Consider the following 15,114-nt stretch of genomic DNA (forward strand, 5'->3'; position numbering starts at 1 on the left):
GACGTTCTGCCGCTGTCGCCGTTGCAGGAAGGCCTGCTCTTCCACGCCCTCTACGACACCGACGGCCCCGACGTCTACACCACCCAACTCGCCCTCCGACTCGAAGGACACCTCAACACCACCCAACTCCACAACGCCGCCCACGCCCTCCTGCAACGCCACCCCAACCTCCGCGCCGCCTTCCACACCCGACCCAACAAACCACCCATCCAAATCATCCCCACCACCACCCACATCCCCCTCAACGAAATCGACCTCACCCACCTCACCCCCACCCAACAAACAGATCAACTCGCCCACATCACCAACCAGGAACGCCAACACCGCTTCGACCCCGCCAAACCCCCACTCATCCGCCTCACCCTCATCCACCTCACAACCACCACCCACCACCTCCTCATCACCAACCACCACATCCTCCTCGACGGCTGGTCCATGCCCCTCATGGTCCGCGAACTCCTCACCCTCTACACAACCAACGGCAACACCAACCCCCTCCCCCCCACCACCCCCTACCGCGAATACCTCACCTGGCTCCACCAACAAGACAAAACCACCAGTCTCACCACCTGGAAAGACCACCTCAACACCCTCACCGAACCCACCCGCATACACCCCCACACCACCACCGCAACCACCACACCCCACACCCACCACCACACCCTCACCCCCACCCAGACCACCCAACTCCAACACCACGCCAAAACCCACAAACTCACCACCAACACCATCCTCCAAACCGCCTGGGCCCTCCTCCTCCACCACCACACCGGCCAAACCCACATCACCCACGGCACCACCGTCTCCACCCGCCCCACAGACATCCCCGGCATCGAGTCCATGATCGGACTCTTCATCAACACCATCCCCGTACACACCACCATCACCGCCACCGAACCCCTCAACCAGCTCCTCAACCGCACCCAGCACCAACACACCCAGCTCCTCCCCCAACAACACACCAGCCTCACCGACATCCAAAACACCATCGGAATCAAACAACTCTTCGACACCACCTTCGCGTTCGAGAACTACCCGGTCGAACGTGACGGCCTGGCCACCCTCGCCCCCGGTCTCACGATCACCGGCGTCGAGGGGCATGACGGGATCCACTACCCGCTCAACGTCATCGCCTCCCTCACCGACGACACCCTCCAGCTCCGCTTCGACTACCGGCCCGACTGCTTCACGGCCGAAGCCGTCATCACCATCGCCGACCACCTCACCAACATCCTCGACACCATCACCACCAACCCAACCCTCCCCACAGCACAACTCAGCCCCCTCTCCGCCGTGGAACGCCGACACCTTGTCGATGCGTGGAAGGAGCGGATTCCGGAAGCGGAGTCGGGCACGGTTCACGGCCGGTTCAGCGAGGTGGCCACACAGATTCCGGACGGGACCGCCGTGCGGTGCGGGAACACCGGTCTGACGTACGCCGAACTCGACGCCGAGGCCACCCTGTTGGCCCACCACCTCACCGCGCTGGGAGTCCGCCGGGAGTCCCGCGTCGCCGTCCTCCAGGAACGCTCAGCCCACCTGCTGGTGGCACAGCTGGCCGTACTCAAGGCCGGCGGATGCTACGTGCCACTGGACACCCGCTCCCCTTCCGACCGCCTCACCGAGCTGGTGCACGAGACCGGCGCCAAACTCGTACTGACCGACGGCTCAGCCCCCACGGTCGACTTCGGGCCGACGGTGCGGCTGGTGACGAAGGCACCGGCCGAAGGCGCTGCCACGACCGCTCCCCGGACGCATCCGGACCAGTCGGCGTACGTGATGTACACCTCCGGTTCCACCGGCCGCCCAAAGGGCATCGAGATCTCCCACCGCAGCATCCTGCGGATGGTCGGCGCGGACCACTACCACACGTCCCCCGACGACGAACCGGAACGCGTCCTTTTCCACTCCCCCCATGCCTGGGACGCCTCGACCTGGGAAGTCTGGGCCACCCTCCTGCGCGGCGGCGAAGTCCACATCGCGCCACCCGGCGACCTCGACATCGACGATTTCGCCACCCGACTCTCCGAGACCGGTGCGACCCGACTGTTCGCCACCACCGGCCTGTTCCGCCTCCTCGCCGAGGAGCGCCCCCACGCCTTCGCCACTGTGCGTGAAGTCTCCACCGGCGGCGAGATCGGCTCTGCCGCAGCCGTCCGACGGGTCCTGCGGGCCTGCCCGGACACCGTCGTCACCGCCGCTTACGGCCCCACGGAGACCACCGTCTTCGCCACCAAGCACCCGATGACGGATGTGGCGCAGGTCCCCGACAACCTGCCGCTCGGCCGACCCCTCGGCGACGTCCGGACCTACGTCCTGAACAGTTACCTCCAGCCCGCGCCCGTCGGCGTGACCGGCGAGCTCTACCTCGCCGGCGACCAACTGGCCCGCGGATACGTCAACCGCCCCGACCTCACCGCCGAGCGTTTCGTAGCCGACCCGTACGGCCCGGCGGGCAGCCGCATGTACCGCACCGGCGACCTGGTGCGCTGGAGCACCGACGGCACCCTCGATTACGTCAGCCGCGCAGACGAACAGGTCAAAATCCGCGGCTTCCGCATCGAGCTCGGAGAAGTCCAGGCAGCTCTGACTCACCATCAGGCGGTCGCCCAGGCCGTGGTGGTGGTCCGTGAGGACCAGCCCGGAGACAAACGCCTCGTCGCCTACCTCGTTCCCGCCGAGGGCCGGACTCTCGATCTGGACGGCCTCCGTGAATACGCCGCGCGTACCCTGCCCGACTACATGGTCCCGTCGGGCTTCGTGACGCTTCAGCAGCTGCCCCTCACGCCGAACGGCAAGCTCGAGCAGAGAGCACTGCCCGCTCCGGTCGGCGGCCTCTCCACCTCAGGCCGCGCTCCGCGCACGGCGCAGGAGGAGACCCTCTGCGAAATGTTCTCGGCGGTCCTCGGACACAACCTGGTCGGTATCGACCAGAGCTTCTTCGAACTCGGCGGCAACTCCCTGCTCGCCACCCGTCTGGTCACCCGGATCAGGTCCGCTTTCGGGACCCAGCTGCCCATCAGCCATCTCTACGCGGCTCCGACGGTTGCGGGCCTGTCCGACCTCCTCACCGGAGAACACGCTCGGCCGTACGAGAGCGAGGACGCCTTCTCCGGTCTGCTACCACTGCGGCCCACGGGTGAACGGCCGGGTCTCTTCTGCGTCCACGCCGGCGGCGGCCTGGGCTGGCGCTACGCCGAGTTGCTCCGGCACATCCCCGCTGAGTACCCGGTGTACGCCCTGCAGGCCTCGGGATACTCCGGGGGCGGGCTTCAGGACAGCGTCGAGGAGATCGCCGCGCTCTACGTCCGTCGGATACGACTCGTCCAGCCGAGCGGACCTTACCGGTTGCTCGGCTGGTCCTTCGGTGGTCTGGTCGTCCAGGCGATGGCCACCCAGCTGCAGCAGTCGGGTGCGGAGGTCGACCTGCTGGCAGTATTGGACTCCTATCCTCAACCCGCCGCCAGGGGGGAGGACGCTCCGCCGTCCGGGGAGGCGGTTCTGGCAGGGCTGGCCGAGATGGTCGGCTATGCGCCCCCTTCCGGGGAGCAACCGGACCTGGACCGCGTCGAGGAGTGGCTGCGGTCCGACAGGGCGGGCATGGGCAGCGCGCTCGCCGGACATGTCGAGGACTTCGTCACCGTGTTCAGCAATCACATCCGGCTGGCGGACCGTTTCACCCCGGAGAAATTCGATGGGTCTCTGACGCTGTTCGTCGCGGAGCGCGACGCGTCGGAGGGTCCGAAGCCGGTGGACTCCTGGGCGCCCTACCTGACCAGAGGGGTCGAGCTTCACCACGTGTCCGCGACACACGACAGAATGATGGATTCGGCGCCGTTGCGGCAGATCGGCCGGACCGTCGCCAAGAGCCTCCAGCTCTGCGACGAGCGTTCGGCGACATCCCGCTGATCCGATCGACGACTAGGCAAGGAGAACTGAAGATGCGGGAGATCTACCGACCGGGCGAGCTTCCTCCGTTGGGCGAAGTCCCCCCGTACATGCATGCGGCGATGATCCGGCAGGAGCGTTACGGCGAGCCGGAGCAGGCGATTCGGATCGAGGTCACCGAGGTGCAGGAGCCAGGGCCCGGCCAGGTGCTGGTCCTGGTGATGGCCGCAGGGGTGAACTACAACAACGTCTGGGCCGCACTGGGGAGTCCGGTGGACGTGATCGGTGCCCGGCAGAAGGCGGGCGCCCAGGAGGACTTCCACATCGGCGGATCGGACGGCGCGGGCATCGTCTGGGCCGTCGGCGAGGGGGTCAGCCAGGTCTCGGTCGGCGATCACATCGTGATCGCGCCGGTGGTCTGGGACGAGCGGGCGGCCGACATCCGGATGGGTGCCGATCCGATGACCTCCTCCTCGGCGCTGGCCATGGGATACGAGTCCAACTACGGCTCCTTCGCCCAGTTCACGGTGCTCGACGAGTACCAGTGCCATCCCAAGCCGCCTCAGCTGACATGGGAGGAGGCGGGCTGTTTCCTGCTCACGGCGGCCACCGTGTACCGGCAGCTGCGCGGCTGGCAGCCCCATGTTGTCGAGCCGGGCGACCCGGTCCTGATCTGGGGCGGCGCCGGCGGGCTCGGCTCGATGGCGATCCAGATCGTCAGGCAGTTCGGCGGCATCCCGGTCGCCGTGGTCTCGGACCCGTCCAAGGAAGAGCACTGCCTGCGACTGGGCGCCAAGGGGGTGATCAACCGGAAGGAGTTCGACCACTGGGGCCGGATCCCCTCCGCCTCGGAGGAGGCCGCGTACGCGCGATGGCTGTCGGGGCTGCGCGGTTTCGGCCGGCGGATCTGGGAGGTCCTGGGCGAGCGCCGCTCCCCACGGATCGTCCTGGAGCACCCGGGCGAGGACACCATCCCGACGTCGATGTACGTCTGCGACAACGCCGGCATGGTGGTCACCTGCGGTGGAACCAGCGGTTACAGTGCGGACGTCGACTTGCGCTTCCTATGGATGCGGCAGAAGCGGTTGCAAGGTTCCCACGGCGCGAACACCTCGCAGTTCAGGGCGGTGACGGAGCTGGCCGCACAGGGCGGGCTCAATCCATGCCTGTCTGCGGCCGTGCCGTTCGAGCGCACCGCGGACGTCCATCAGGTGATGTACGAGAACCGCCATCCGGCGGGCAACCAGGCGATCCTCATCGGAGCCGCGCACCCCGGTCTGGTCGGCCTGCCCGGCTGACGGTGGATGGCAACTAGCTGTCGGGGCGAGGTCCTGACAGCTGGTTGTGGTGCCCCGTGCCACATGGGGCCGTAAGACTGATCACCATCGCGGCGGGCGGCGCACAACCGCATGGGTGGAGCCCGCCTACCGCCCTTCGGGCCCGCGCCCCACCGACACCCAGTCCTCAGGAAAGAGGTCTCCGCGATGACCAATCCCTTCGAAGACGAGAACGGCTCGTACCACGTGCTGGTCAACCACGAGAACCAGCACTCGCTCTGGCCGGCCTTCTGCGAGATCCCGGATGGCTGGACGGTGGTCCACTCGGCCGACAACCGCAAGGCGTGCCTGGACTACATCAACGCCAACTGGACGGACATGCGCCCGAAGAGCCTGATCGAGGCCATGGCCGACTGACGTCCGCCCCCCGAAACGGACTTTCACCATGTCGAATCTCTTTGCCGCCGAATCCAGTTCGGCCGAGCCGAATGGTCTGCTGAAGTCGCTCGACCCCCTGGAGCGCACCGACGAGATCTCCATCGACGGCTACGGGCTGCGGGCAGCCGAGGTGGCGGCCGTGGCTCGCAGCACCGAGCGGCCGCGCGTCACGCTTTCCGCCGACTCCTGCCACCGGATGGCGCAGTCACGTCGGCTGAAGGATCAGCTGACCGCGTCGGGGATACCGATCTACGGTGTGACCTCCGGCTTCGGCGACAGCAACACCCGGCAGATCTCGGACGCCAAGGCGGCCGAGTTGCAGAAGAACCTCATCCGCTTCCTGGGGTCGGGTGTCGGTCCCGCCGCCCCGGACGAGGTGGTCCGGGCCACCATGCTGGTGCGGGCGAACTGCCTGGCCCGGGGTGCCTCCGGGGTGCGCCCCGAGCTGGTCCGGTTGCTGATCGACTGTCTCAACCTCGATCTGCTGCCGGTCATCCCGGAGCGCGGGTCGGTGGGTGCCAGCGGCGACCTGGTACCCCTCAGTTACCTGGCCGGCCTGCTGACCGGCCAGGCGCAGGCCACGTACCAGGGGATCCGCAAGCCGGCCGACCAGGCGCTGGTGGAACACGGTCTGGCGCCCGTCGAACTGGTCGCGAAGGAGGGTCTGGCACTCGTCAACGGCACGTCGTTCATGTCGGGGTTCGCCGTCCTGGCCCTGCGCGACGCGGCCGAGCTGGCCTTCGCCGCCGACCTGTGCACCGCGCTGACCAGCCAGGTGCTGCGCGGCAATCCGGGTCATTTCGCCGACTTCCTGTTCGAGCACAAGCCGCACACGGGAGTCCGGCAGAGCGCGACCCTGGTTCGGCGGCTGCTGAGCGGCTCCGCTTCGTTCGACGCGAACGTCGAACGGCCGGCGCCGGTCGCGGGGGGTGCCGACTTCCGTGAGCTCGACCAGCCGATCCAGGACCGCTACTCGATCCGATGCGCACCCCATGTCACCGGTACGGTTCGCGACACGCTGGAGTGGGCGGAGCAGTGGATCACGACCGAGATCAACTCCGCCAATGACAACCCGCTGTTCGATGTCGAGGCCGGTGTCGTCCGCAGCGGCGGCAACTTCTACGGCGGACACGTCGGTCTTGCCATGGACGCTCTCAAGACCGCCGTCGCCGGCCTGGGGGACCTGCTCGACCGCCAGCTGGAGCTGACGGTCGACGAGAAGTTCAACAACGGGCTGACCCCGAACCTCATTCCCCGGGTGGCCCCGGACGACCGCCGTGCCGGACTGCACCACGGTTTCAAGGGCATGCAGATCACCGCTTCCGCGCTGGCTGCGGAGGCGCTGAAATGGACGATGCCCGCCAGCTCCTTCTCCCGGTCGACCGAGGCGCACAACCAGGACAAGGTCAGCATGGGCACCATCGCGAGCCGGGACGCCTACGCGGTCGGCGGCCTGGTGCGGAACATCGCCGCGATCCACTTGATGGCGCTGTGCCAGGCGGCGGACCTGCGCGGGCCCGACTCGCTCAGCCGCCCGACCCGCATCGCCTACGAGCTGGTTCGCAAGTACTCGCCGCACCTCGACGGGGACCGTCCGCTGGACACGGAGATCGAGCTGGTGTCGCGGCTCATCGCCTCGGGCGAGCTTCGCCGGGCTGTGACGGCCGAGCTCACCGACTGAGCCCGTACGTCCAGCTACCAGTCCGTCACCATCAACAGTGTCCGCTGTCGGCCGGTGTGGCCGACGGGGCAGACCGGGAAGTCGTGATGCCAGAGGTCAACATCAGCCCCGCGCTCGCGGTGCAGCACCATGCCCTGCGGCAGGGTGACGCGACGGCGCTCGTCTACGGGCCCGACCGTGTCAGCTATGCCGAGTTCGACGCTCAGACGGCGACCCTCGCGACACTGCTGGCGGCGGGCGGGGTCGGCCGGGGCGAGCGCGTGACCTATCTGGGGCTGAACAGCCCTGCCCTGTTGGCGACCTTCCTGGCCTGTGCCCGGCTCGGCGCGGTCTTCGTACCGGTGAACCACCGGCTGACCGATCAGGAGACCGCGCTGGTGCTGAACGACTGCGCCCCGGCCGCGCTGGTCGTGGAGGACGGCAGGCGTAAGTCGGCGGCGCTCGCCGGGCAGGCGCTGGTGCTCCCCATAGGCGACCAGCCGGGACGGCCCTGGCTTCCGGCGTCGGCCGCCGACTCGGGTTCTGCCCCGGCCGCCCAGCCGACGCCACTGGCCGCGGGAGACCTGGCCGCCCTGCTGTACACGTCCGGAAGCACCGGCCGTCCCAAGGGAGTGATGCTGACCCAGGGAAACCTGTGGTGGAACCAGGTCAACGTGTGGTCCGCGCTGGACTGCCGGCACGACGACACCACCCTGGCCGTCGCGCCAATGTTCCACATCGGCGGACTCAACGCGCTGACCCTGGGCACACTGGTCCGCGGCGGCACCGTGGTCGTGCATCGGAGCTTCGATGCACAGCAGTGCCTCAGCGACTTGCAGACGCATCGCGTTTCGGGGCTGTTCGCGGTGCCCGCCATGTTCGCCGCGCTGGCGGCGCTGCCGCAGTTCGCCGAGACCGACTTCTCCGCACTGCGTACCGCGGTGGTCGCCGGAGCACCGGTACCACCCAGTCTGATCAACCGGTACGCGCAGCACGGCGTGCTGCTCCAGCAGGCCTGGGGCCTGACAGAGACGGCGCCTTTCGCCACTTATCTCCCGCCGAGGGACACCCTGGCCAAGCTCGGTTCGGCAGGACTGCCCATGCCGTACACCGAGCTGCGGGTGGTAGCCCCCAACAGTGCGGGCGACGACGCCGGACCGGACGTGCGGGGTGAACTGTGGGTGCGCGGTCCGAATGTGACGCCCGGTTACTGGAACAGTCCGGAAGCCACGGAAGAGGCCATCACCGCGGACGGCTGGTTCCGCACCGGAGACGTGGGCTATCTGGACGACGAGGGCTATGTGTACGTGGTGGACCGCATCAAGGACATGATCATCACAGGCGGTGAGAACGTCTTCCCGTCGGAGGTGGAGCATGTGCTGACGGATCTACCGGGCGTTGCGGAGGCGGCAGTGGTCGGCCGGCCTGACGATCGCTGGGGCGAGGCGGTCACCGCCTTCGTCTCCCTCATGCCAGGCACCACTGAGATTCCGAGCCTGGAGGGCGTCAGGGCCTTCGCCGGACAACGTCTGGCCCGCTACAAGCTCCCGACCGAACTTCTGATCGTCGACCGGATTCCCCGCAATGGCACCGGAAAGATGGACAAGCCGCTTCTGCGCAGCCAGTTGACGGACCGGCGCACTGCGGTAGCCACCCGGTGACCGTGAAGGCCGGCGTGTTCGGGACTTCTGTCGCCGATATGAATTCCCCGCCCAGACGAATGCCTGGGCGATAGCAGCCGTAGTGGACCTCGACATCTCCGACGCACCGGCACCCGCCCCACGAGCGTCGTCAGTCACCGCCTCCTTCCCCGCCCCTGGCCCGGGTGGCCCCGCCCTCCTCCGAGGGGGCGACGAGTGCGTCCGCGATGCGCGCTGCCCAGGCCTCGATCACGGCGAAGTCCCGGAAGTCGCCGCCCTTCCCGGATTCCACGATCTTGCGGGCGATGAATCCCTTCGCGCCCTCCTCCAGGCAGCCACCGAAGGTGACGTGCTCCGTGGCGTCGAGCCGGAGCATGGCCTTGCGCACGCCGCGCACGGGCGGGATGTCCCGTTCCGAGGCCGAGGCGTCGAGCGGTCCGCTGCTGAAGAACCACAGCGGGCGCTCGGCGAGGGCGCGCCGGTGGCGGCGGACGAAGCGGCGGGCGTGCTTCTGCCAGCGCCCGGCGTACAGTCCACCGCCGACCACGACCGCGTCGTAGAGCGCCACACTCTCCACCGACTGGGCGGGCCGGGCCTCGGCCGTCAGTCCCTCCTTGGACAGGACTTCGGCGATGGCCTCCGCGATCTGGGCGGTCGATCCGTTCGTTGTTCCATAGGCGACCAGCACGCTGCTGGGCATGGCGGTCCGCCTCCTCTCACAGCTTGACCACGCCGTCGATCCGGCGTGTCAGGGAGACGGCGATCCCGTCTCGCTTCTGCGTTCCATGGGGCCGGAGACGTCGATGGCAGGCGGCCTCGACGACGGTGTCCTGGGTGCGCACGGTGACCGGCTGTCCGGTCGGCAGCCGGCCGGCGGTACGGGCGTTCGCCTGGGCGGCCTGTGCTGGCGGGTGCTGACGCCGGTGGCCTTCGTGGTCATCTCGTGGTTCTCGCACGACGCCTCTCCTCATAGAAACCCTGCACCGGCCCCCGGTCGGGCGCCACCGGGCGGATGCGCACGGTGGTGCCGTCGGCGAGCTGGGCGCGGACCCGGGGTCGGCTGAACGCCTGCCCCCACTCGCCCCCCGGTCACGCTTCCTCGGGCACGACCACCACCGGGCAGGAGGAGTGGTGCAGCACCGCGTGGGCGACGCGGCCGAGTTGGAGCCCGTAGTGGCCGCGGCGGCGCCGGGCGCCGACGATCAGCAGGTCGGCGTCGTACGAGGCGTCCGCCAGCACCCTGCGGGCATGGCCCTCGGCGGTGCGCCGGTGCACCTCCACGTCAGGCGGGGCGTCGTGCAGAGCGGTTTCCAGCGCCTCCACGGCGCGCTCCTCGTGCAGGCGGGCGGGTTCACCGGCCGGCCGGGGATGGGCGGTGGTCCCGTGCGCCGGACACCGCCAGGCCCGTACGGCCTCCAGCCGCGCCCGGCGCAGCCGCGCCTCCTCGTAGGCGAAGCGCACGGCCGCCGAGTCCTTCGCGTTGTCACCGACGCCCACGACGATGCGGCGGTGGGTCCCGGGGACCGCCTGGTCGTCGTGGCTGCCGCGCACCACGACCACCGGGCAGTGTGCGTGGCCGGCCACGGTCAGACCGACGGAGCCCAGCAGCGCCTCGGCGAGGCCGCTGCGGCCACGGGTGCCCACCACCAGGGCGGTGGCGTACCGTCCCTCCCTCGGCAGTGCGTACTCCGGCTCCTCGGGCACCACCTCAGTGGACACCTGCACCTCGGGTCGACGGGCACGGGCTCGCCGGGCGGCGCTCGCGACGATGTCTTCGGCCGGCACCTGCTCGGACGGATCGCCGAGGTCGTGGGCGAGTGCGGCGCCTTCGTAGCGCTCCCACAACGAGGCGTACACCAGACGCAGCGGCAGCCCGCGCAGGGCGGCCTCGTCGGCCGCCCAGTCCACGGCCCGCATGCTCGGCTCGGAGCCGTCGACTCCGACGACCAGGGGACGTTCGAGATCCATGGCGCTCACCGACCCGTACCGAGGTCGAAGACGATCCGGGCCTTGATCTCGCCTCTCAGCACGGCGTCGATCGACTCGTTGACGGAGGCGAGCGGGCGGGTCTCGCAGATGACCTTGGTGCGTCCGGCCGCGTGGAGCTGGAAGACCTCCGCGAGGTCCTGCCGCGTGCCGACGATCGAGCCGATCACCGAGGTGCCGTTCAGGACGGTGTCGAAGATCGGGACCTGGATGGTGCCGTGCGCGGGCAGGGCGACCATGACGAGCTTGCCGCCGCGCCGCAGCCCGGAGTTGACCGCGGTGAACGCGGCCTCGTTCACGGCGAGCGCGATGGCGGCATGCGCCCCGCCGTGCCGCTTGAGGACCTCGCCCACGTCGTGCTTGCGGGCGTCGATGACGAGGTCGGCGCCGAGGTCGGCGGCGAGGTCGAGCTTGTCGTCGGTGACGTCGATCGCGGCGACGGTCGCTCCGGCGATCTTCGCGTACTGCACGGCGAGGTGGCCGAGTCCGCCGATGCCGGAGATCGCGACGAGCTGGGTGGGCTTGACGTCGGCGACCTTCAGGGCCTTGTACGTCGTCACGCCCGCGCAGGTCAGCGGGGCGGCCTCCACGGCGGTGATCCCCTCGGGCACCGGCTGGGCGAAGTCGGCCCAGGCCAGCATCTTCTCCGCATACCCGCCGTCACAGCCGTACCCGGTGTTGATCTGCTGCTCGCACAGCGTCTCCCAGCCGGACAGGCAGTGCTCGCACCGCCCGCAGGCCTTGCCGAGCCACGGGACGGCGACCCGCTGTCCGACGCAGAGGTGGGTGACTCCCTCCCCGAGGGCCTCGACCAGGCCCACACCCTCGTGGCCGGGCACGAAGGGCGGGTTCGGCCTGACCGGCCAGTCGCCGTGCGCGGCGTGGATGTCGGTGTGGCACAGTCCGGAGGCCTCGACCCGGATGCGGACCTGGCCGGGGCCCGGCTCGGGGTCAGGGCGCTCCTCGATGACCAGGGGCTCACCGAAGGCTCGTACGACCGCTGCCTTCATGATCTCTACCCTCCTCGGGATGCGTCAGTCGTGCGCGACGACGGCGACGGGCGCGGTGGCGTGGTGCAGGACGGCGTGGGTGACGGAGCCGATGTGGATGCCGAAGGGGCTGCGGCGGATCCGGCGGCCGACGACCACCAGAGAGGCCTCGCGGGAGGCGTCGACCAGGTGGTTCGCGGGGCTGCCGGAGCGGGACTCCTCGATGACCGCCACCTGCGGGAACTTCTCCTTCCACGGGCGCAGCACCGCGGCCAGCGCGGCGGCGTCCTGTCGGCCCAGCTCCGCGTTCAGCCCGGGGTCCGCCGGCAGGCCGTACGCGAAGTAGGGCGGGAGGTTCCAGCCGTGGACGACGCGCAGCGAGGCCGTGCGGCGGGCGGCCTCCTCGAAGGCGAAGGCGATCACCGTGTCGTCCGGCCCGTCGGTGTCGAGGCCCAGTACGACGGGCCGGAAACCGGTCGCGGCGGACGGGATGCCGACCGGGTCCATCTCGTGCTCGTCGGCGGCCTGCTCCCACGCCCGTACGAGGACCACGGGCCCCTCGGCGCGCGCGATGACGGCCTGTCCGACGGAGCCGACCAGGAAACCGCCGATCCCGCTCAGTCCACGCGAACCGAGGACCAGCAGATCGGACTCCTTCGCCGCCTCCGCCAGCACCTCGCTCGCCCGGCCCGCCGGCTGCTCGACGGTGATCTCGACGCCCGGATGACGCGACCGGAGACCGGAGGCGGCCTCCCGGGGAATCCTCCCCCAGCCTTCGGCCGGGGGTACCCCCGTCTCGCTTCGCTCGCTCCAGTGCTGCTGGGTCTCGGCCCCCAGGAGGGGCGCCTGTGCCATGGGCTCGGGGACCGGCTCCCAGACGGTGACGATGCGCAGGGGCAGCGCGCGGAGCGTCGCCTCGCGGGCCGCCCACTCGGCGGCGGCCAGGCTCTCACGCGAGCCGTCGAGACCCACGGTGACGGTGCGGGACATGGTGCGTACCTCCTGAGGTCTGGGGGATGGGGTCTCAGGATCAAGCCGAGAAGGAGGGGGTGTGCAGGGGCCGCAGGGCCCGCCTCAGGGGCCGGACGGCCCTACCGGCCTGCCCGAGCCGTCCCGGTGGCGAGGCCCGGCCGTGCACCGTGGGGAGCCCACAAGGCCGGAGCTGGAGCGGTTCTTGTGCCTCGGAGCGTTCCGTCGGCACTAGGCGATGTCGAGGACGTCCCGGATCGGACGGCGCGGTGTCGCGGGGCCGTGGGGTCCGTGGCCGATGCGCAGCACCATCTGCACATGGCCTGTCCCCGACAGCGGGTCCCGGGCCAGCAGGCGCAGGTCGGGAGTCTCCAGTGGGTGGGACGTGAGAGAGGTGGCGAGGCCGGCCAGGGTGGCTTCGAGCAGGACGCGCTCCAGCGCCTGCCCCGCGAGCAGCCAGTCGGCGGGCGTGTCGCCGCGGGTGCTCAGCAGCGCCAGGTGCGGATGCTGCTCGAAGGCGGTGGTGCCGCGGTCGGCCACCGGCCGTCGTCCGGCGAAGTCGCGGAGGGGAGCCTTCCCGCTGCTCCGACGGGGCCCGAACGCGTACTCGGGGACGCCGTCGGTGGCGACGTCCGCCTCCGGTCCGAGCCTGGTCCAGCGGTGCAGGTCTTCTCTTCCGCCGGCGTCCAGAGCGTCGCGGCTCTCCGCGTCGTGGACCAGTTCCAGCAGGGACTCGACGTGCCAGGGCCCCGGGAAGAGCAACTCGGCGCCCTCCCGGGCCGCCGCTTCCCGAAGTGCGGACCGCAGGTCCTCCGGGATCTTCTTCTCGTCGAAGGGGTAGCGGCTGGTGTGCCGCTGTCCGATCGCCGGATGCAGCCGCGCAAGGTCGTCGTCCTCGGCCCGTCCAGCAGGGCCGTCGAAGCGTACGGCGGCCAGCAGCAGCGGATCCGCGGGCTCGGGCAGCAGGTGGATCTGTGGTGCCGACCCGGCGTGCGCGGCGGCGACGCGCAGGTTGAACAGTGCCGCCCCGCACCCGATGTGCAGGGCCCGGTGGCCAGGATCGGCGCGGCGCAGGGCCCGGTCGAGATCGGCGCGCAGCAGCAGAAGGTTCTCGCCGGTGACGAAGCGGAAGCTCCACGGCTGAGCGTTGTGCAGGGATGGGGCTGCTGTGGCTTCCGCGACCAAGGTGGTCACGGTTTTCACGCCGAGGGGTTGTATGGCCATGGCAATCTCCTTTTCCGCCGTGGGCCTCACTCGGGCGGACGGACGAGGGTGTTGTCACCCGTACGGCCCGCGACGTAGTCCTCGACATTGGCCACGGTCGTCTCGGCGATCTGGCCGACCGCGTCCCGGGTGAAGTACGCCTGGTGCGAGGTGACCAGGACGTTGCTGAAGGTCATGAGCCGTGCGAGGCGTTCGTCGGTCATCACCTCCAGGGACTTGTCGAGGAAGAACACGCCGGCTTCCTCCTCGTACACGTCCAGACCGACGCCGCTGAGCCGCCCCGCGCGCAGCGTGGCCAGCAGCGCGTCGGTGTCGACCAGGCCGCCGCGGCTGGAGTTGACCAGGATCGCGTCGTCCTTCATCAGCGCCAGGGCTTCGGCGTCCACCAGGTGGTGGGTGTCCGGCAGCAGCGGCACGTGCAGGCTGACCAGGTCGGACTCGGCGAACAGTCGCTCGCGCGGGACGTACCGCATGCCGAGAGCCGCGCAGTCGGGGTTCTCGGCGATGTCCCAGCCCAGCAGCCGCATGCCGAAGCCGTGCGCGATCCGGGCGAACGCGGCGCCGATCTTTCCGGTTCCCACCACTCCGGCCGTACGGCCGCGGAAGTCGCGGCCCATCAGACCGTCGAGCCGGAAGTCGAACTCCCTGGTGCGGTGGGCCGCCCGGACGAGCCTGCGGTTGACGGCGAGGGCCAGCGCCCAGGCGAACTCGGCGACCGAGTACGGCGAGTAGTACGAGACCCGGGCGACGGTCAGCCCGAGCTTCTCGGCCACGGACAGGTCGATGTTGTTGTAGCCGGTGGACCGCTGGGCGATCATCCTGGTTCCGCCGTCCGCCAAGGCCCGCAGCACCTGGGCGTCCAGGGTGTCGTTGACGCTGCTGAGCACCACCTCGTGGCCCACGGCGGTGGGGGCGGTGTCCCGGTCCAGGAACATCCTCAGACACCGCAGTGCGTGGTGACCCGCGAACACACGGTCGAATGCCTGCTGCAGCAGGGTCTCCTCGTCCGCCAGGACACCGTAGGCGACGATCTCCACGTGCCC

12 protein-coding genes are annotated in these 15,114 nt (G+C 69.7%); 5 read left to right on the forward strand and 7 right to left on the reverse strand.

Annotation, left to right across the window (positions count from 1 at the left end; genetic code table 11):
- From NW895_RS34285 to NW895_RS34305, 5 genes are all read left to right on the forward strand, one after another.
- On the forward strand, positions 1-3,909 hold a 3,909-nt coding region (locus NW895_RS34285; RefSeq protein WP_289940680.1), incomplete at its 5' end, for an amino acid adenylation domain-containing protein.
- A gap of 32 nt (positions 3,910-3,941) precedes the next feature.
- On the forward strand, positions 3,942-5,186 hold the full coding sequence (gene ccrA / locus NW895_RS34290; protein WP_289940682.1) for a crotonyl-CoA carboxylase/reductase: 1,245 nt from the start codon (positions 3,942-3,944) through the stop codon (positions 5,184-5,186).
- A gap of 186 nt (positions 5,187-5,372) precedes the next feature.
- Entirely contained in the window at positions 5,373-5,582 is a 210-nt protein-coding gene (locus NW895_RS34295) for an MbtH family protein (protein WP_289940683.1), read from the forward strand.
- A gap of 28 nt (positions 5,583-5,610) precedes the next feature.
- Positions 5,611-7,284, forward strand: a complete 1,674-nt coding sequence (locus tag NW895_RS34300; RefSeq protein WP_289940684.1) for an aromatic amino acid ammonia-lyase — start codon at positions 5,611-5,613, stop codon at positions 7,282-7,284.
- Positions 7,285-7,370: 86 nt separating this feature from the next.
- On the forward strand, positions 7,371-8,924 hold the full coding sequence (locus tag NW895_RS34305) for a long-chain fatty acid--CoA ligase (RefSeq protein WP_289940686.1): 1,554 nt from the start codon (positions 7,371-7,373) through the stop codon (positions 8,922-8,924).
- Between the two features lie 130 nt (positions 8,925-9,054).
- On the opposite strand, the gene NW895_RS34310 is transcribed toward NW895_RS34305, so the two are convergent.
- The 7 genes from NW895_RS34310 to NW895_RS34340 all read right to left on the reverse strand — a co-directional run bounded on the left by NW895_RS34310 (position 9,055) and on the right by NW895_RS34340 (position 15,108).
- Positions 9,055-9,603 carry a flavodoxin domain-containing protein gene (locus NW895_RS34310; RefSeq protein ID WP_289940687.1) on the reverse strand — a complete coding sequence of 183 codons (549 nt, stop codon included), beginning with the start codon at positions 9,601-9,603 and terminating at the stop codon, positions 9,055-9,057.
- Positions 9,604-9,619: 16 nt separating this feature from the next.
- A complete protein-coding gene (locus tag NW895_RS34315; protein WP_289940688.1) occupies positions 9,620-9,859 on the reverse strand; it encodes a hypothetical protein in 240 nt (79 codons plus the stop codon).
- Positions 9,860-9,992: 133 nt separating this feature from the next.
- The gene (locus NW895_RS34320; protein WP_289940689.1) at positions 9,993-10,871 is read right to left on the reverse strand and encodes a universal stress protein; all 879 of its coding nucleotides are present in this window, start codon (positions 10,869-10,871) and stop codon (positions 9,993-9,995) included.
- Between the two features lie 5 nt (positions 10,872-10,876).
- A complete protein-coding gene (locus tag NW895_RS34325) occupies positions 10,877-11,899 on the reverse strand; it encodes a zinc-dependent alcohol dehydrogenase (protein ID WP_289940691.1) in 1,023 nt (340 codons plus the stop codon).
- 24 nt (positions 11,900-11,923) lie between these two features.
- Positions 11,924-12,868 (reverse strand): universal stress protein, encoded by a 945-nt coding sequence (locus NW895_RS34330; RefSeq protein ID WP_289940692.1) that lies wholly within the window; start codon positions 12,866-12,868, stop codon positions 11,924-11,926.
- Positions 12,869-13,078: 210 nt separating this feature from the next.
- The gene (locus tag NW895_RS34335; RefSeq protein WP_289940693.1) at positions 13,079-14,071 is read right to left on the reverse strand and encodes a nitroreductase; all 993 of its coding nucleotides are present in this window, start codon (positions 14,069-14,071) and stop codon (positions 13,079-13,081) included.
- A 26-nt stretch (positions 14,072-14,097) separates the two neighbouring features.
- The gene (locus NW895_RS34340) at positions 14,098-15,108 is read right to left on the reverse strand and encodes a 2-hydroxyacid dehydrogenase (RefSeq protein WP_289940694.1); all 1,011 of its coding nucleotides are present in this window, start codon (positions 15,106-15,108) and stop codon (positions 14,098-14,100) included.
- Positions 15,109-15,114 lie beyond the last annotated feature (6 nt).

It is taken from the genome of Streptomyces sp. S.PNR 29 (assembly GCF_030386795.1).
In the GTDB taxonomy this organism is placed as follows: Bacteria; Actinomycetota; Actinomycetes; order Streptomycetales; family Streptomycetaceae; genus Streptomyces.

What these genes read in the sequence shown, in the direction of transcription:
- NW895_RS34335 (WP_289940693.1), bottom strand. Translation starts at nt 14,071, where the DNA reads ATGGCCATACAACCCCTCGGCGTGAAAACCGTGACCACCTTGGTCGCG.
- NW895_RS34330 (WP_289940692.1), bottom strand. Translation starts at nt 12,868, where the DNA reads ATGTCCCGCACCGTCACCGTGGGTCTCGACGGCTCGCGTGAGAGCCTG.
- NW895_RS34295 (WP_289940683.1), top strand. Translation starts at nt 5,373, where the DNA reads ATGACCAATCCCTTCGAAGACGAGAACGGCTCGTACCACGTGCTGGTC.
- NW895_RS34310 (WP_289940687.1), bottom strand. Translation starts at nt 9,603, where the DNA reads ATGCCCAGCAGCGTGCTGGTCGCCTATGGAACAACGAACGGATCGACC.
- ccrA (WP_289940682.1), top strand. Translation starts at nt 3,942, where the DNA reads ATGCGGGAGATCTACCGACCGGGCGAGCTTCCTCCGTTGGGCGAAGTC.
- NW895_RS34300 (WP_289940684.1), top strand. Translation starts at nt 5,611, where the DNA reads ATGTCGAATCTCTTTGCCGCCGAATCCAGTTCGGCCGAGCCGAATGGT.
- NW895_RS34320 (WP_289940689.1), bottom strand. Translation starts at nt 10,871, where the DNA reads ATGGATCTCGAACGTCCCCTGGTCGTCGGAGTCGACGGCTCCGAGCCG.
- NW895_RS34305 (WP_289940686.1), top strand. Translation starts at nt 7,371, where the DNA reads ATGCCAGAGGTCAACATCAGCCCCGCGCTCGCGGTGCAGCACCATGCC.
- NW895_RS34325 (WP_289940691.1), bottom strand. Translation starts at nt 11,899, where the DNA reads ATGAAGGCAGCGGTCGTACGAGCCTTCGGTGAGCCCCTGGTCATCGAG.